We start from the raw sequence: 17,579 nt of genomic DNA on the forward strand, positions 1-17,579 counted from the left end.
AGAGTGTTGGCGCCCGTTCGCCCGAGTGGCGACGGTCTGGTCGACGGCCTGGCGATACTCGAGGAACGCTTCGCGCGCGTCGCGCTGAGCACGGCGATCGAGCCGGGCGACCTCGACGCCGGACGGCTCGTCGAAGCGCTCGGACCGGTCGGTCTCCTCCGAGCGATCGTCAACGCGCCGAATGGCGCTGCCGCGCCTATCGCAGCGGTTGAAGACCGAGGCGGCACCAGTGTCCATGCAATGACCCTCGATCGAGGCTCCACGGCCGAGCCCGAGGAAACCGGAGACAGACGAATGAGCGATGCCCTCGCGCGTTGGCGTCCCCGTCTGTCCCTCGCCGAATCCGTGAGAGCGCTGGAACGGGCCGCTCGGATCGGCGCCCGCCTGCTCACACCCGACTCGCCATGGTGGCCCGAAGGCTTCGCCTCCCTCGACGACGGTCCGCCCTTGTCGCTGTGGGTCAGGGGAGACGGCGCCCGGCTGCAGCACCTCGGCCGGTCGGTCGCTCTCGTCGGTGCGCGGGCGTGCACCGAGTACGGGGAGCACGTCGCCATGGAAGGCTCCGCCGGTCTCACCGATCGCGGCTTCGCCATCATCTCGGGCGGAGCGTACGGCATCGACGCGGCAGCGCACCGGGCCGCACTCGCCAGCCGCGGTGTGACCGTCGCCTTCCTCGCCGGAGGCGCGGACCGCCTCTACCCGGCCGGCAACAGCGACCTCCTCAAACGCGTCGCCGCGGATGGTGTTGTCGCAGCCGAACTCCCACCGGGATCGGCCCCGACCCGGTGGCGGTTCCTGATGCGCAACAGGCTCATCGCGGCCACCGCCACGGCCACGGTCGTCGTCGAGGCCGGTCACCGCTCCGGCTCGCTGAACACCGCCGGCCACGCGGCCCAGATGGGCCGTCCTCTCGGTGCGGTTCCCGGCAGCGTCCTGTCACCCGCGTCCGCGGGATGCCATCGTCTCATCCGCGAGTACGCCGCCACCTGCGTGACGACCCCCGACGAGATGGCCGAGCTCGCGGAACCGTTCGCCGCGGCGCCGCCGCCCGACCCGACACCGCCGGCAGCCACGTCCGAGGATGCGGCGGAGACCGGGGACGAGCGCGCCGTCCTCACAGCCTTGGGAACGCGCCGCTCCTCCAGCGCAGACGAGATCGCCGCCCGGTCGGCGTTGCCCTTCACCACCGTCGCCGCCGTCCTCGGCCGCCTCGATCTCGCAGGCCGGGCACGCGAGAGCGCCGGCGGCTGGACCCTGATCGACGGAAGCCGCGGCTGATGCGAGGGGAAGGGTCGACGGTGCGAGCACCTCCGGGCGGATCGAGCCGGACTGCACCGGGTGGGCGCCCGATGCGTGGAGCGTCGCGCGTCGCTGCGGACAGGCGAGCTCCGGGGGAGCGAAGCTGGAGGAGTGCAGCTGGGCCCCGCGATCGACGACTACGAGCGCCACCTCCGGGTGGAGCGCGGGTACTCGCCGCAGACGGTTCGCGCCTATCGGGCAGACCTGACGGCGCTCGCCGCCTTCGCCGCGGAGCGCGGTGTCGATTCCGCTGCCGAGTTGACCCTCGACCTCTATCGCGACTGGCTCTGGGAAGGCTCCCAACGCGGACTCGCCAAGTCGACCCTCGCGCGCCGATCCGCCTCCGCCCGTGGCTTCAGCGCCTGGCTCGCTCGGACGAGTGCGTATCCGGCGCCCTCGAGCGCCCTGCCGGCGAACTCGAACAGCGCAGAGGACGAGGACGAGTCGGACGCGCCGAGCGAGCGCGAAGACTCCGGGGCCGGTGTGGTCGACGCGGCGGCGCGGCTCCGGGCACCGAAGGCGGACAAGACGCTCCCGCGAGTGATCACTCGCGGGCAGATGGACGGAATCCTGACCGGGCTCGCAGCCCGGGCGGACGAGGGCGATCCGGGGTCGATACGGGATGTGGCGGTCGTCGAGCTGCTCTATGCGGCAGGGGTCCGCGTGTCGGAGTTGACCGGGCTCGACGTCGACGACGTGGATCTCGACCGGTTGACGCTCCGGGTCGTCGGCAAGGGGTCCAAAGAGCGAGTGGTCCCCTTCGGGGTTCCGGCGCTGCGCGCGGTGCAGCGGTGGCTGAACGAAGGGCGCCCCCGGTTCGCGGTAGCGGGGTCGGGGCCGGCGCTGTTCCTCGGTTCGCGCGGCGGACGGATGGGAAGCCGCGCCGTGTACGAGCTGGTGGCCGGGCTGCTCGCGGGCGTCCCCGGGGGCGGTCCATCCGGTCCGCACGCGCTGCGGCACACGGCAGCCACCCACCTGCTCGACGGCGGTGCGGACCTGCGCGCGGTCCAGGAGCTGCTCGGCCACGCGAGTCTCGGGACGACCCAGATCTACACCCACGTGTCCAGCGAACGCCTGAAAGAGGCCTACCGCCTCGCCCACCCGCGCGCCTAGCGACAGCCGACCGAGCGGGCGCGCCGTGGGCGTGCGGCCCGGCCGCGCTACCCCGACCCCAACGGCAGCAGAATCGCCGGCGGCACCCGGCCGAAGAACAGCATCGGGGAGACGTACTGACCGTCGACGCGGACGCCGACGTGCAGGCAGCGGCCGTCGCAGTGTCCTCCGGACGCCACAGAGCCGATGACCGTCCCGCGCGCGACCGGGGTGCCGACCGGCACCATCCCGTCGACCGGTTCGTAGCTCGACAGCACACTGCCTCCGTGATCGAGCGTCACAACGGGACGGTCGACGACGAGCCCGGAGAATCGCACCACAGCGTCGCTCGGGGCGGCGACAGCGGCGCCGCCGACTGCTCCGAGGTCGATGCCTCGGTGGCCTGCGGAGTACGCGGTAGCCGGCGCGACGTACGGAGCCACGATGTCCGGCGATGGCGGGGCCGCCAGCGGCCAGGACCACTTCGCTTGCGACCCCGTGGCCGCAGGGTCAGCAGCCGGCGGGCGCGCGGCGGCGCCCCACGGCCCCGCAGCGGCGAGCGCCACCGCGACGATCACGGCACCGCCCACGACCCGCGCCCAGCGCATCCCGGTCCCCATGTCGCACCCGCCCTCCCTGTCGGCAGCGTGCCGACCCTCACGCCCAGCCTCCCGTCATCGGCTGCCGTGGACCCGCCCGCCCTCTGGATCCGTGGAGAATCCGTCTCTCCACAGGCCTGTGACCGCAGCGGTTCCCGGGCGGTTCTCCGGAGCCGCTTCCCGGCGTACCGTGATGTCTGCCCTCGTCGCGCCGCCTCTCCAGCGGGCGCGGCACGGACAGTGGGGGCGCGCACAACCGAAAAAGGGATGACATGTCTGAACAACGCAAGGGATCCACCGACACGACCGAGGACAACGCACCTCAGCCCACTGCGAAGATGCGACGAAGGGTCACCGGTCTGGCCGTCGCCGCGGCGGTCGGCGGCTTCCTGTTCGGCTTCGACTCGTCGGTCATCAACGGCGCTGTCGACTCGATCCAGCACAACTTCGCGCTGAACGCGGTGATCACCGGCTTCATCGTCGCCGTCGCCCTGCTCGGCTGCGCCGTCGGCGCCTTCCTCGCCGGCCGCCTGGCCGACCGCTGGGGCGTCTCAAGGTCATGCTGCTCGGGGCGGTCCTCTTCCTTGCCAGCTCGATCGGCGCAGGCCTGGCCTTCTCGGCATGGGACCTCGGCTTCTGGCGCGTCATCGGCGGTCTGGGCATCGGCATCGCCTCCGTCGTGGCGCCCGCGTACATCGCGGAGATCTCACCGCGCCAGTCGCGTGGGCGGCTCGCGTCGCTGCAGCAGCTCGCCATCACCATCGGTATCTTCGTGGCGCTCCTCTCGGACGCGCTTCTCGCCGGCATCGCCGGGTCCGCGTCCCAGCAGCTGTGGTTCGGGCTGGAGGCCTGGCGCTGGATGTTCCTCGTCGGCGTGATCCCCTCGGTCGTCTACGGCATCCTCGCCCTGACGCTCCCGGAGTCGCCCCGGTTCCTGCTCGCCACCGGACGTCACGAGGAGGCGCGCAAGATCTTCCTCACCCTCGTGCCGGAGGGCGATGTCGACCGTCAGGTCGGCGACATCGAGAACGCCATCAAGGAGGACAAGGAGGGCGCGAAGGCGACCCTCGCCGGCAACAGGCTCGGCTTGAAGCCGATCGTCTGGATCGGCATCATCCTGTCGGTGTTCCAGCAGTTCGTCGGCATCAACGTGATCTTCTACTACTCGACGACGCTATGGCAGGCGGTGGGCTTCACGGAGAAGAGCTCTCTGCTGATCACCGTCATCACGTCGGTCACGAACGTGGTGGTGACGATCGTCGCGATCCTGCTCGTCGACCGCGTGGGACGACGCCCGATCCTGCTCACCGGATCGGTGGGCATGGCGCTGTCGCTCGGCGTGATGGCGCTCTCGTTCGCCTTCGCCGTGAAGCACGACGGCGCGGTGAGCCTCCCGGCCCCGTGGGGGCCGATCGCGCTCGTCGCCGCGAACATCTTCGTGATCTGCTTCGGCGCCTCCTGGGGCCCGCTGGTGTGGGTGCTCCTCGGCGAGATCTTCCCGAGCCGCATCCGCGGCAAGGCGCTCGGCGTCGCGGCGGCGGCGCAGTGGATCGCCAACTTCCTCATCACCGTGTCGTTCCCGGCGCTGGCGGACTTCTCGCTGCCGTTCACGTACGGGATGTACGCCGTGTTCGCGGCCCTGTCGTTCTTCTTCGTGTTCTTCAAGATCCCCGAGACGAACGGCATGGCGCTGGAGCAGGCCGAGACCCTGTTCAAGAACTCCGGAGGGCGCACGCGCGGCCCGCAGGTGCGCTCCACCGGCGACTCTGCCTGACGCCCATTCCTGATAGGATGTCTGAAGCACTCCGCTCGTCGGGGTGACTACGCGTGCCCGAACGTCCTGCGGTGTGATCCGCAGGATCGGGACGCGCATCCACCGGTCTCCTCATCGCCCGCGGTTCGCCGTGCAGGGCGGCGGGGTGCGGATGCGCGCGGGGCACCAGGAGTGGCGGCCGCCGGCCGTCGCAGACAACCGCAACCAAAAGGAGAACGGCAATGGCCGTCGTCACCATGCGCCAGCTGCTCGACAGCGGCGTCCACTTCGGGCACCAGACCCGCCGCTGGAACCCGAAGATGAAGCGCTTCATCCTCACCGAGCGCTCCGGCAGCTACATCATCGACCTGCAGCAGTCGCTCGCGTACATCGACAAGACGTACGACTTCGTGCGCGAGACCGTCGCCCACGGCGGCACCATCCTGTTCGTCGGCACCAAGAAGCAGGCCCAGCAGGCGATCGCCGAGCAGGCGACCCGCGTCGGCCAGCCCTACGTCAACCAGCGCTGGCTGGGCGGTCTGCTGACCAACTTCCAGACCGTGTCCAAGCGCCTCGCCCGCATGAAGGAGCTCGAGGAGCTCGACTTCGAGGGCACCACCAGCGGCTTCACCAAGAAGGAGCTGCTGATCAAGAAGCGCGAGCTGGACAAGCTCCACAAGTCGCTGGGCGGCATCCGCAACCTGTCGAAGACCCCGAGCGCGCTCTGGGTCGTCGACACCAAGAAGGAGCACCTCGCGATCGACGAGGCCAAGAAGCTGGGCATCCCGGTCATCGGCATCCTCGACACCAACTGCGACCCCGACGAGGTGCAGTACCCGATCCCGGGTAACGACGACGCGATCCGCTCCGTCACGCTGCTCACCCGCATCGTGGCCGACGCCGCGGCCGAGGGTCTCATCCAGCGCCACCAGAAGCCCGAAGAGGGCGCCGAGCAGGCCGAGCCGCTCGCCGAGTGGGAGCAGGAGCTGCTCGCGCAGTCGTCCGACGAGGTCCAGTCGAGCGCCGAGACCGCCAAGGCCGCTGACGCCGACCTGGCCGAGGCCAAGGCCGACTCCGCCGACGTCATCGCCGAGGGCGAGGCCGACGCCGAGGCCGTCGAGGCCGAGGCGACCGACGCCGAGTCCAAGTAAGTCTTCGAGACAGAAGGTTCCAGTCAGAACATGGCAAACATCAGCATCGCCGACATCAAGGCTCTCCGTGAGCAGCTCGGCACCGGCATGGTCGACACCAAGAAGGCGCTCGAGGAGGCCGACGGCAACGTCGAGAAGGCCACCGAGATCCTGCGCCTGAAGGGTGCGAAGGGCAACGCCAAGCGCGCCGACCGCTCCACCAGCGAGGGCCTCGTCGCCGCCAAGGAGAACGGCAACGGCACCGCCACGATGATCGAGCTCGCCTGCGAGACCGACTTCGTCGCCAAGGGCGAGAAGTTCGTCGCGCTGGCCGACAAGGTGCTCGACGCGGCCGCGGCCGCCGGCGCCACCACCGTCGAGGAGGCCCTCGCGGCCCCCGCCGGCAGCCAGACCGTCGCCGAGCTCATCGGTGACGAGGCCGCCATCCTCGGCGAGAAGGTGGAGCTCCGCCGCATCGCCGTCGTGAACGGCGAGCACTTCGCGATCTACCTGCACAAGACCTCCAAGGACCTGCCCCCGCAGGTCGGTGTCGTGCTCGGCTACGCCGGCGACGACGCGGAGACCGCCCGCAGCATCGCGCAGCACATCTCGTTCGCGAACCCGACCTACCTCAGCCGCGAGGACGTCCCGGCCGACGAGGTCGAGAACGAGCGTCGTATCGTCGAGGAGATCTCGCGCAACGAGGGCAAGCCCGAGGCCGCGCTCCCGAAGATCATCGAGGGTCGCCTCGGCGCCTACTTCAAGCAGGTCGCCCTGCTCGAGCAGGAGTACGCCCGCGACAACAAGCTCACCATCAGCCAGGTGCTGAAGGAGTCGGGTCTCACCGTCTCCGGCTTCGCCCGGTTCAAGGTCGGCGCATAAGCAGACGATGAAGGAGTCCGGATCGTGAAAACGGTCCGGACTCCTTTTCTGTGCGCCACCGACTAGCATCGACCAGAACCACACACGGAAGGACGCTATTCACGTATGTCGGCAGTCAACAAGAGACGCAGGGTCCTTCTGAAACTCTCCGGCGAGGCGTTCGGCGGCGGCCAGCTCGGCGTCAACCCGGACATCGTCAGCAGCATCGCCCGTGAGATCGCCCAGGCGGCTCAGGATGTGGAGATCGCCATCGTCGTCGGCGGCGGCAACTTCTTCCGCGGCGCCGAGCTGTCGCAGCGCGGCATGGACCGCGGCCGCGCCGACTACATGGGCATGCTCGGCACGGTCATGAACTCGCTCGCGCTGCAGGACTTCCTGGAGCAGGCCGGAGCCGAGACGCGCGTCCAGTCCGCCATCTCGATGACCCAGGTCGCCGAGCCCTACATCCCGCGCCGAGCAGAGCGACACCTCGAGAAGGGCCGTGTCGTCATCTTCGGCGCCGGCGCCGGCCTGCCCTACTTCTCCACCGACACGGTCGCCGCGCAGCGCGCGCTGGAGATCAGCGCCGACGTCGTGCTCGTCGCCAAGAACGGCGTCGACGGCATGTACGACGACGACCCGCGCACCAACCCCGACGCCCGCAAGATCGACCAGATCACGCACCAGGAGGCGCTGCAGCAGAACCTGAAGGCGGTCGACTCGACCGCGCTCAGCCTCTGCATGGACAACGGGATGCCGATGCGCATCTTCGGCATCGAGCCGGCGGGCAACGTCACCGCGGCTCTGCTCGGCGCCGAGATCGGGACACTGCTCGGCTGAGCCGGGCGGCCTCGCAATAGACTAGACACCGACCCACCGATCTGAAGGAGAGACCGTGATCGCGGATGTGATTTCCGACGCACGCCAGCGCATGAGCAAGACCGTGGACGCGGCGAGGGAGGACTTCGGCACCGTGAGCGCGGGCCGCGCCAACCCGGCTCTCTTCCAGAAGGTGCTCGTGGACTACTACGGCTCGCCGACCCCGCTGGCCCAGCTGGCCGGTCTGCAGAACCCGGAGGCGCGCGTCCTTCTCGTCACGCCGTACGACAAGTCGGCGCTGAAGGAGATCGAGAAGGCGATCGTCAACATGCCGAACCTGTCGGCGAACGTCGGCAACGACGGCGAGATCGTCCGCGTGACGCTCCCCGAGCTCACCGAGGACCGCCGCAAGGAGTTCGTCAAGATCGTGCGCGGCAAGGGCGAGGACGCCAAGGTGGCCATCCGCAACATCCGCCGCAAGGCCAAGGACGACCTCGACGCCCTCAAGGGCGAGGTCGGCGACGACGAGGTGGCGCGCGGCGAGAAGGAGCTCGAGACCATCACCCGCACGCACGTCGACGCCGTCGACGAGGCGCTGAAGCGCAAGGAAGCCGAGCTCCTCGAGGTCTAGCCCATGACCGAGGACAGTTCATCCCGGCCGCCCACCCCACCCGCGGCGGCGACGCCTCCGGTCGGGGCGCAGCCGTCGGGGGCTCCGTCCCGCCGGGCCAAGCCGCGGTCGCGCGACGAGCTGCGGGCGCAGGTGCAGGCCACGCGCGCCGACTTCGAGCGCCAGGTGCAGGCCCGCAAGGCGCAGCTGGATGCGACCAACGAGCGCATCGCGGCGCGCACCGGCCGCAATCTGATCCTGGCCATCGTGATCGGCGTGGCGGTCGGGGCGGTCGTCGTGGTCAGCCTGATCTTCATCAAGCAGCTGTTCCTGGTGTTCGGCATCGCCATGATCGGCTTCGCCGCCTTCGAGCTGGCGCAAGCGTTCCGCGGCGCCGGGCGGCGGGTGCCGCGCATCCCGACGGTGGCGGCCGCGGTAGGGATCGTGCCGGCCGCCTTCTATCTGCACGCCGGCGGACAGCTGGTGGCGCTTTCGGCCGGCATCGTCCTGGTGGTGCTGTGGCGACTGGTGGAGCTCGTCGTCCCGGCCGGGCGAACGGGTCCCAAGGCGCTGGGTCTCGACCTCCTCTGGTCGGTGTTCGTCCAGCTGTACGTCACTCTGCTCGGCAGCTTCGTCATCCTGCTCCTCGCTGAGGACGGGGGCGAGTGGTGGGTGCTGGCGTTCCTCATCCTCGTGGTGTCGGTGGACACCGGCGCCTACGTGAGCGGGCTGTCGTGGGGCAAGCACCCGATGGCGCCGACCATCAGCCCCAAGAAGACGTGGGAGGGGTTCGCGGGCGCGAGCGCGGCGGCGATCATCGCGGGCATCCTGCTCGCGGTGTTCATGATCGGCGAGCCGTGGTGGTTCGGCATCCTCTTCGGCGTCGTGGTGCTGCTGACGGCGACGGCAGGCGACCTGGCGGAGTCGCTCATCAAGCGCGACCTGGGCATCAAGGACATGAGCTCGTGGCTGCCCGGCCACGGAGGGTTCCTCGACCGGCTCGACTCCATCCTGCCGTCGGCAGCGGTCACGTACGTGCTGTTCCTCATCTTCCGATGACAGAATGGGGGCGTGAGCACCTTCCCCGCAACCCCAAGTCCCAGCAGGGGTACGACGTCGAGCAGGTGGATGAGTTCCTCCTCACCGCACGCCGCGCGTACGACGGCGACGAGTCGGCGCCCGACCTGACGGCGGCGGACATCCGGCACACGGCCTTCGCGATGCAGAAGGGCGGCTACTCGACCACGCACGTCGACGCGGCCCTCGAACGCCTGGAGGACGCCTTCGCCGCCCGGGAGCGGGACGCGGCACGGGCACAGGCCGGAGACGCCGCCTGGTTCGAGGACGCGCGCACCACGGCGCAGGTGGTCCTCAATCGGCTCGACCGCCCGCTGGGGCACCGGTTCGACCGTGTCAGCATCCTGACCCTCGGGTACAACCGCAACGACGTCGACCGTTTCGCGAACCGTCTGGTGCGCTACTTCCAGGACGGCCGGCCGATGAGCGTCGAGGAGGTTCGGACGGTCACATTCCGTGAGCAGCGCGGCGGATATCGCGAGGTCCAGGTCGATCTGCTGCTCGACGCCGTCACCGACGTCATGCTGGCGGTTCGCTGAGTGCGGGGGCGGAATCTTGGGTTTTCCGGCGATCTCCGTTATCGTTCTGTGATCGTGGGTAGACGAGCAGCTGAAGCGGAGATCGTACCGCTGACTCCGGCCAACCCGGTCGGGGTCGCGTTCAAGCGATCCAGGCGTCCGCATGTCCGTTCGCGTGCCGCCATCGCGGGCTTCGCCTTCATCGCCGTGGCCGGGTTCGCCCTGGTCAACGTCATCGACCCGTTCTCGGGCACGACGACCACGCCGGCGTATGCGGAGTCGCTGCAGCAGATCCCGACGACCCAGCGCTACGAAGGTGCGCCCGCCCAGGAGCTGACGGCTCCGGATGCCCCGGCGCAGACGATCACGCGCGAGGCCGTCTCGGTGAAGGCCAAGCCCACCCCGACTCCGACGCCGACCCCCACCCCGACGGCATCGAAGAAGTCGTCCTCGTCCTCGTCCTCGGGCAACAGCAATCCGACCGCGCCGATCCCCACCGCCGGTACCGCGCGCGACCTGGGTTACCAGATGATGCAGGCGCGCGGCTGGGGCGACGACCAGTGGGGCTGCCTCGACTCGCTGTGGAGCCGCGAATCCGGCTGGCGCGTGAACGCCTCCAACCCCAGCGGCGCGTACGGCATCCCGCAGGCCCTTCCGGGCAGCAAGATGGGCCCCGGATGGGAGACCGACGCCTCGGTGCAGATCAACTGGGGTCTCGGCTATATCGCCGGCCGCTACGGCACCCCGTGCGGCGCCTGGGCGCACTCCGAGTCCTCCGGCTGGTACTGATCCGTCCAGTACGGCGACGCGCCTAGACTGGACGCATGCCGCGCTCCAACCGTCCCCGAGGCCGCTCTGCCGGCCGCCGGGAGGAGGAGCCGGACGGACTCGACCGCCTGCTCGCCGGCTGGCGGCGCACGGAGACCCGGCGCGGCGTCGAGTGGAACGTTCAGCCGGTCTCCGCCGTCCAGGCGCAGAAGACGTACTCCTGCCCGGGCTGCGGGCGTGATATCCCGCCCGGGACCGCCCACCTCGTGGCGTGGCGTGCCGACGGCGTCCTCGGCGACGCCGCCGACCTCGCGGCGCGGAGACACTGGCACGAGTCCTGCTGGAGGATCGCATGAGCACCGAAGGAACCACCACCGAGATCCGCGGCGGCGTCGAGCTGCCCGCCCGGCGCGAGGACATCGAACTGCGCACCCGGGACGGGTTGACGCTCGTCGGGGAGTTGGCGAGTCCGCTGGACCGCGAGCCCGTGGCGACGCTCGTCACCCTGCACCCGCTGCCGACCGCAGGCGGGTTCATGGACTCGCACATCCTCCGCAAGGCCGCCGCCCGGTTGCCCGCCCTGGCAGACATCGCCGTGCTGCGCTTCAACACGCGCGGCACGGCGTCGCCGCGCGGACGCAGCGAGGGCGCCTTCGACGACGGCGTGGGGGAGCGCTACGACGTGGAGGCCGCCATGGCGTTCGTCGCCGAGCGCGGGCTGCCGCACCCGTGGCTGGTCGGGTGGTCCTTCGGCACCGAGCTCGCGCTCATGTACGGCCGCGAGCTCCCGGTCGACGGCGTCATCCTGCTGTCGCCGCCGCTCCACCGCGCCAAGCCGAACCACGTGGCCGCGTGGGCGGGGGAGACGCGCCCGGTCGTCGCGCTCATTCCGGAGCACGACGACTTCCTGCGGCCCGCCGAGGCCGAGCAGAAGTTCGCGTCGTTCCCGCAGATCGAGCTGGTCGACGTCGAGGGTGGCAAGCACCTGTGGGTGGGCGAGAACCAGACGCGCCGCGTGCTCACCGAGATCGTGCAGCGGGTGAACCCGTCGGCGCTGCCGCTGCCGACCGAGTGGCCGTCGGCGGCGGGAGCCTGAGCTACAGCTCGTTCTGCCGCGGGATCACGACCTGCTTCACGATCAGCAGGATGGCCGCGGCGAACGGGATGGCGACGAGCGCGCCGAGGATGCCGAGCAGCGTGCCGCCCGCGAGGGCCGCGACCACGACCAGGGCGCCGGGCACGGACACCGCGCGGTTCATGATGCGCGGGCTCAGCACGTACGCCTCCACCTGCATGTAGATCAGGTAGTAGATCGCGGCGGCGATCGCGGTCGGCGTCCCGGAGAGGAAGCAGGCCGCCACGATGATGACCGAGCCGGTGATGGTTCCGACGAGCGGGATCAACGAGAAGAAGAACGCGATCGACGCGAGCAGGATGGGGAACTTCGCGCCGATCACCGTCAGGAAGATCGCGCTGAGCACGCCGTTGACGAGAGCGAGCGACACCTGGCCCATGACGTACTTGCCGACCGAGTCGGTGATCTGGTCTCCGATGTCGGCGAAGCGCGCGCGCCGGGAGGCGGGGACGAGCTGGTACGCCGACCGCTTGATGCTCGGCAGCGACGCGGTGAAGTAGATGGTCAGGATGATCACGATGATGACGCCGAAGAGGCCCTGGACGATCCCGACGCCGGTCTGCAGCACCTTGGAGGTGATGTCCGGCAGGTTCTGCTGCAGCCACTGGGTGACGGCGTCGATGTTCTGCTGATTGACGATGCCGGGGAACTGGTGCTGGAGGCTGAGGAACCACTTCTCCGCGTCGCCGTTGTTCACCCAGTTGATGGTGTTCTGCACCAGCTGGGAGGCCTGGTCGACGGCGATCGGCACGATCGCCCAGATCAGGCCGACGAAGGCCCCGATGATGACGACGAGGGCTACCACGAGCGCCAGCCAGCGCGGGAAGCGCCGACGCTCGAGGAAGGAGATCAGCGGCTCGATGCCGAGCGCCAGGAACAGCGCGGCACCGATGTAGGTGATGATCGTGGCGAGGCTGACGATGGCGCTCAGGATGAGCAGACCCAGGCCGACGCCGAGGACGCCGATGAGACCGAGGCGGAACGGGTTCTGGATCTTCACGTGTTCCCCCTGGGATCAGTCGCGGTCTGCGGTCACCTTCTCGGCCTGCTGCAGGACGCCCCGGAGGTTCTCGAAGTACCCGGCCACGGCCTCACGCTCGATCCTAATCTGGGCCAGGCGCTCCTCGGCGTCGGCGACCAGGCGTTGCGTGCGCTCTTCGGTCTCGGCCAGAAGCGCGTCGGAGCGCTCCTCGGCGTCCCGGATGATCGCGGCCGCCGTGTCCTCGGCCTTCTTGCGGGCCTCGGTGACGGTGCGCCGGGCTTCGGTCTCGAAGGCCTCCGCCTCGGAGCGGGCCTGCGCGGTGCGCTTGACCGCGTCCGCCAGCTGGACGTTCGCCTCGTCGAGGTACTTCTGCGTCTGGGCCACGGCCTCCTGGTGGCGGGCGAGGTACTCCTTCTCGGCCTCGTCGCGGCGGGCGCGGAGCTCGACGTCGAGGTCGATGCGGGCCTGCTCCATCTCGCGCGTGCGCGCATCGACCTCCTCGAGGGTGGTCGTGCGGAGAGTCGTCAGCTCGGTGTCGAGCGCCGCGCGGGCGCCGGCGGCCTCCTGCTCGAAGGCGGCCGTGCGCTCGGCGAGCTCGGCCTCCAGGGCGGTGCGCGCCTCGGCGACCTCGCGGGCGAGCTCCGCGCGCGCCTCGGCTGTCTCCTTCTCGAGGGCGACCCGGGTCTGCTGCGCCTCGTCGGCGATCGTCAGGCGCGAGCGCTCCGCCTCGCGCTCGAGCTCGAGGCGCTGCTGCTCCCGCTGGTCGGCGAGCTCGTTCGCGGTCGCCTCGCGCTTGTCGGCCAGGTCGGTGGTGGTGTTCCGGATGTCCTCGGCGAGGCGGCTGCGCGTCTGGTCCGACTCGGCGGCGAGTGCGCTCTTGGTCTGCGCGACCTCGGCCGCGAGGGCCTTCTTGGTCTGCTCGACCTCAGCGACCAGCGCCGACTTCGTCGTCGTCACCTCGGTCTCGAGCGCGGACTTCGTCTGCTCGACCTCCGCGGCGAGCTCCGCCTTGGTCTGCTCGACCTCGGCGGCCAGCTCGGTCTGCGTGCGCGCGACCTCGTCGGCCAGGGCGGCCTTCGTCGTGGTGACCTCGGCTTCGAGCGCCTTCTTCGTCTGCTCGACCTCCGCCGCGAGGGCCGCCTTGGTCGTGGTGACCTCCGTCTCCAGGCTCGACCGGGTCTGCTCGACCTCGGCGGCGAGGGAGGTGGTGGTCGACTCGACCTCGGCGGCGAGGCGCGCGCGGCCCGCGGTCAGCTCGGCCTCGACGGCGCTGCGTTCGCGGGCGATCTCGTCGGCCAGCGCCGAGCGGGCGGTGTCGACTTCGGTCGCGAGCTCCGCTCGGAGGTCGGCGGCCTCCGCCTCCAGCTCGCGGCGCTGGCGCTCGGCGTCCGCGGCCAGGCGGGCACGGGTCTGCTCGACCTCGGCAGCCAGTTCGCTCGCGGTCTGCTCGCGGTCGGCGGCCAGCTGAGCGGCGGTTGCGGCTCGATCGGCCTCCAGGGCCGTCCGGGTTTCGGTCGTCTCCTTCTGGAGCGTGGTCCGCGTCTGCAGCACGTCGTCGGCGAGCTGCGTGGTGGTGCGCTCGACCTCTTCCGCGAGGGCGGTCTTGGTCGTGGTGACCTCGCTCTCGAGCGCGGCACGGGTGGAGGTGACCTCGTTCTCCAGGGCGGACCGGGTGGTGGCGACCTGCGTCTCGAGCTCCGACTTCATGCGCGACACCTCTTCGGCCAGCGCCGAACGGGTGCGGGTGACCTCGTCGGCGAGCTCCGCCTTGGTGCGCTCCACCTCGTCCGCGAGCGCGCTGCGGGTCGTGGTGACGTCGGCCTCGAGCGCGGATCGCGCCTGCTCCACCTCGGCGGCGAGGGCGGACTTCGTCTGCTCGACCTCGGCGGCGAGGGACTTGGTGGTCTGCTCCACCTCGGTCGCGAGCGCCAGCCGGCGCGTCTTCTCCTCGTTCTCGAGATCGGCGCGGGTCTGCGCCGCGGCGGCGGCGAGCTCCGACCGCTGCTCCTCGACCTCGGCGGCCAGGTCGGCGCGGGCCTGCGCGGCCTCGGCGGCGAGGGCGTTGCGCGTCTCGGCCTCCTCTGCGGCGAGGCGGTCGGCGGTCTCGGCGACGCGACGGTCGAGCTCCAGGCGGGTCTGGGCGGCCTCGCGCTCGAATGCCGCGCGGTCCTCTGCCAGCGCGTTCTCGAGCTCGGCCCGACGGGAGGCGATGGTCCGGTCGAGTTCGGCGGCCTCGGCGCGGGCGGCCTCCGCCTCGCGGGAGGCCACGGCCTTCAGCTCGGCGGCCTCGCGGTCGGCCTCGGCTCGCACCGCCGCGGCCTCCCGCTTGCTCGTCGCGCGCAGCTCCGCCGCCTCGGTGGCGACGGCGCCGCGGATGGCGGCCGCCTCGCGCATGGCGTCGTTGAGCAGGGTCTCCTTGTCGGCCCGGGTCTTGGTGAGCAGCTCTCCCGACTCGATCTGCGCATCCTCGAGCAGCGTCGTGGCGCGCGCCTGGGCGTCGGCCAGGATGCGCTCGGCCTGCGCGGCCGCGGCCTTCTTGACCTTCTCGATCTCGGCGGCCACGCCCGCGCGCAGCTTCTCAGCGTCGATGTCGGCCTGGGCGATCAGGCGGGTGGACTGCTCCTCGGCGACCCGGAGGGTGTTCTCGAGCTTCGTGCCGAGCCCGGAGTACGTCGGGCTGCCGACCTCCTCGATCTCGGCGTTGAGGTCGTCGATGCGGGCCTGCAGCCGCTTGATCTCCTTGGCGGAGTCGGCCGCCTTGGTGTTGGACGCGATCAGCTCGCGACGCAGCTCCTGCAGCGCCTTGTCGACCTCGTCCTTGTCATAGCCGCGGAAGGCCTGCGTGAAGGTGGATTCGTCGGTGGCCACTGTTGTTACTCCTGGGGATGTTCGGGTCGACCCGCCTCACGCGCGCCGCGACGATCCTACAATTCGCGGGTGTACGCCCGCACGGGGGGTGCCGAAAGCGTCCAGGCAAGGGTTAGCTGCCTTTCAGGCATGTCCGGTATCGTCGTGTGACTGTGCCCGCCCCCGAACTTCGGCACATGAGGAGTCCTGCTTGCGTTTCGTACTCGCCATCGTCGCGTTCGTCGTCGCCGCGGTCATGATCGTGGCCGGCATCGCGCAGCGCACCGTCTTCGCGCCGCCGACCCGCATCGAGGCCGGCGCGACCGTCTCCGGAGACCCGCGTTACCTGGTGATCGACGGCTCCGCGCTCAACGCCCACCCCGGGCAGCAGACCCTGACGATCTCTGACGCCCCCGCGGGCGCCACGCCGGTCGTGGCTTACGGCCGTACAGCGGACGTCAAGGCGTGGCTCGGCGACCAGAAGTACGTCGCCGTGCGCTATCAGAAGTCCACCGGTGACCTGACGACGAAGGCCGTGACGCCGAAGCCGACCGCGTCGAGCAGTGAGGAGTCGAGCTCCACCGCGACGCCGGCTCCCACTCCGACGCCCGCCGCGACGGCGGGTGCGACCACCGGGTCGTCGACCGCCGCGACCGCGGGGCCCAACCCGGCGGGCTCGGACCTCTGGCTCGAGGAGTTCGACGGCGAGGCCGCCCAGGTCACCCGCATGAACATCCCGGACGACGTGAGCGTCATCGTCGCCACCGACGGCACGAAGGCGGCGCCGTCGCGCCTCACCGTGACGTGGCCCGTCGACTCCAGCACGCCGTGGGCCTTCCCGCTCATCATCGGCGGGCTCATCCTCCTCGTCATCGGCATCGCCCTGTACCTCTGGGGCCTGTACACCCACCGCCGCTCGCGCGGCCCGCGCCGCAAGAGCGGCCCGAAGATGCCGAAGCTTCCCAAGGCCCCCAAGTACAAGCCCACCGCCATGATCGAGACCACCCCGCGAGGCCGCCGTTCCAGCCGCCGCGCCCGCGTCATCCTGCCCGTCGCCGTGGCCGGCGCCCTGGCCCTCACCGGCTGCACGACCGGCACGGATGCTGCCACGACGCCGTCGAAGACCGCGACCCCGCTCGCGACGGAAGCGCCCGACGCGCAGGGGCAGCTGCCGCCCGCCGTGACGGTTCCGCAGCTGGAGCGGATCGTGAAGCGCATCTCGGATGCGGCGGCACAGGCCGACGCCAAGGCCAGCCCCGACCTCGCCAAGGCGCGCTTCACGGGCCCGGCGCTGCAGCTCCGCACCGCGAACTACGCCATCCGCGCGAAGAAGGCCGACGAGCCGGCGCTGCCCGCCATCCCGGCGAGCCCGATCGTGCTCTCGCTCCCGCAGGCGACCGACGCGTGGCCGCGCACTGTCGCCGCCGTCATCGACAGCCCCAAGGACGCGAAGGGCAACGCCCAGGCGCCCATCGCGCTGACGCTCGTGCAGGCGACGCCGCGCGACAACTACCAGGTGGAGTACGCCGTCTCGCTCGAGCCCAAGGCCAAGGTGCCGAACCTCGCACCGGCGAGCATCGGCTCCGCGGTCGTCCCGCCGGACTCGAAGCTGCTCGCCCTCCCGCCGGAGAAGGTGGCCGCGGCGTACGGCGACATCCTGATGAACGGCGACAAGAGCCAGTACGCGAGCCTGTTCAGCGCGGAGGGCGACACCCTGCGCACCCAGGTCGGCGCCGACTGGAAGGCCAAGCAGAAGGCGGCCGTCCCCGCTACGGCGTCGCTGACGTTCACGAGCGCGCCCGGTGACGGCAAGGACGTCGCCATGGCGACCAACGACTCCGGTGCGATCGTCTGGACAGACCTTAAAGAGTCGCAGGTGCTGAAGGTCGTTGAGGCGGGCGCCGAGGTGAGCGCCGGTGCGACCGCTGCCGCGCTCAGCGGGGTCGCGTCTTCGAAGACCGGCATCCAGTCCGACTTCGGCTACCAGCTCGCCTTCTACGTGCCGCCGGCGGGTTCCGACGCCAAGATCACCCTGCTCGGGTTCGCGCAGGGCATGACCTCGGCCGAGCAGATCCCGTAACGCAGGGCG

At 70.6% G+C, this 17,579-nt stretch carries 15 protein-coding genes and 1 pseudogene; 13 read left to right on the forward strand and 3 right to left on the reverse strand.

The window, feature by feature from the left end:
• Positions 1-36: 36 nt before the first annotated feature.
• Positions 37-1,278, forward strand: coding sequence for a DNA processing protein DprA (locus tag A0130_01090; GenBank protein ANF33238.1), 1,242 nt, complete (start codon positions 37-39; stop codon positions 1,276-1,278).
• Positions 1,279-1,410: 132 nt separating this feature from the next.
• The gene (locus A0130_01095; GenBank protein ANF30464.1) at positions 1,411-2,412 is read left to right on the forward strand and encodes a hypothetical protein; all 1,002 of its coding nucleotides are present in this window, start codon (positions 1,411-1,413) and stop codon (positions 2,410-2,412) included.
• A gap of 47 nt (positions 2,413-2,459) precedes the next feature.
• Here A0130_01095 and A0130_01100 read toward each other — a convergent pair whose 3' ends face one another.
• On the reverse strand, positions 2,460-3,011 hold the full coding sequence (locus A0130_01100) for a hypothetical protein (protein ID ANF30465.1): 552 nt from the start codon (positions 3,009-3,011) through the stop codon (positions 2,460-2,462).
• A gap of 317 nt (positions 3,012-3,328) precedes the next feature.
• On the opposite strand from A0130_01100, the pseudogene A0130_01105 reads away from it, so the two are divergent.
• The 10 genes and pseudogenes from A0130_01105 (at position 3,329) to A0130_01150 (ending at position 11,622) form a co-directional block, all read left to right on the forward strand.
• Positions 3,329-4,764, forward strand: a pseudogene (locus tag A0130_01105) (MFS transporter).
• A gap of 221 nt (positions 4,765-4,985) precedes the next feature.
• Entirely contained in the window at positions 4,986-5,894 is a 909-nt protein-coding gene (locus tag A0130_01110; GenBank protein ID ANF30466.1) for a 30S ribosomal protein S2, read from the forward strand.
• A 30-nt stretch (positions 5,895-5,924) separates the two neighbouring features.
• Complete coding sequence (locus A0130_01115) at positions 5,925-6,755, forward strand: elongation factor Ts (protein ID ANF30467.1); 831 nt, start codon at positions 5,925-5,927, stop codon at positions 6,753-6,755.
• A 105-nt stretch (positions 6,756-6,860) separates the two neighbouring features.
• Complete coding sequence (gene pyrH / locus A0130_01120) at positions 6,861-7,574, forward strand: UMP kinase (protein ID ANF30468.1); 714 nt, start codon at positions 6,861-6,863, stop codon at positions 7,572-7,574.
• A 55-nt stretch (positions 7,575-7,629) separates the two neighbouring features.
• Positions 7,630-8,184, forward strand: coding sequence for a ribosome recycling factor (locus A0130_01125; GenBank protein ANF30469.1), 555 nt, complete (start codon positions 7,630-7,632; stop codon positions 8,182-8,184).
• Between the two features lie 165 nt (positions 8,185-8,349).
• Positions 8,350-9,222, forward strand: a complete 873-nt coding sequence (locus A0130_01130) for a phosphatidate cytidylyltransferase (protein ID ANF33239.1) — start codon at positions 8,350-8,352, stop codon at positions 9,220-9,222.
• Positions 9,219-9,779, forward strand: coding sequence for an MFS transporter permease (locus tag A0130_01135; protein ID ANF30470.1), 561 nt, complete (start codon positions 9,219-9,221; stop codon positions 9,777-9,779). The genes A0130_01130 and A0130_01135 overlap by 4 nt, the downstream gene beginning before the upstream one ends.
• Positions 9,780-9,860: 81 nt before the next feature.
• Complete coding sequence (locus tag A0130_01140; GenBank protein ANF33240.1) at positions 9,861-10,547, forward strand: hypothetical protein; 687 nt, start codon at positions 9,861-9,863, stop codon at positions 10,545-10,547.
• A gap of 35 nt (positions 10,548-10,582) precedes the next feature.
• Entirely contained in the window at positions 10,583-10,882 is a 300-nt protein-coding gene (locus tag A0130_01145; GenBank protein ANF30471.1) for a hypothetical protein, read from the forward strand.
• Positions 10,879-11,622 (forward strand): alpha/beta hydrolase, encoded by a 744-nt coding sequence (locus tag A0130_01150; GenBank protein ANF30472.1) that lies wholly within the window; start codon positions 10,879-10,881, stop codon positions 11,620-11,622. Before A0130_01145 ends, A0130_01150 begins: the two co-directional genes overlap by 4 nt.
• A 1-nt stretch (position 11,623) precedes the next feature.
• Here A0130_01150 and A0130_01155 read toward each other — a convergent pair whose 3' ends face one another.
• Together A0130_01155 and A0130_01160 are read right to left on the reverse strand one after the other, a co-directional pair.
• Positions 11,624-12,661, reverse strand: a complete 1,038-nt coding sequence (locus A0130_01155; GenBank protein ID ANF30473.1) for a hypothetical protein — start codon at positions 12,659-12,661, stop codon at positions 11,624-11,626.
• A 15-nt stretch (positions 12,662-12,676) separates the two neighbouring features.
• Positions 12,677-15,511, reverse strand: coding sequence for a hypothetical protein (locus tag A0130_01160; protein ID ANF30474.1), 2,835 nt, complete (start codon positions 15,509-15,511; stop codon positions 12,677-12,679).
• A 190-nt stretch (positions 15,512-15,701) separates the two neighbouring features.
• On the opposite strand from A0130_01160, the gene A0130_01165 reads away from it, so the two are divergent.
• The gene (locus A0130_01165) at positions 15,702-17,570 is read left to right on the forward strand and encodes a hypothetical protein (protein ANF30475.1); all 1,869 of its coding nucleotides are present in this window, start codon (positions 15,702-15,704) and stop codon (positions 17,568-17,570) included.
• Positions 17,571-17,579 lie beyond the last annotated feature (9 nt).

The organism is Leifsonia xyli, from assembly GCA_001647635.1.
Taxonomy (GTDB): domain Bacteria; phylum Actinomycetota; class Actinomycetes; order Actinomycetales; family Microbacteriaceae; genus Leifsonia; species Leifsonia xyli_A.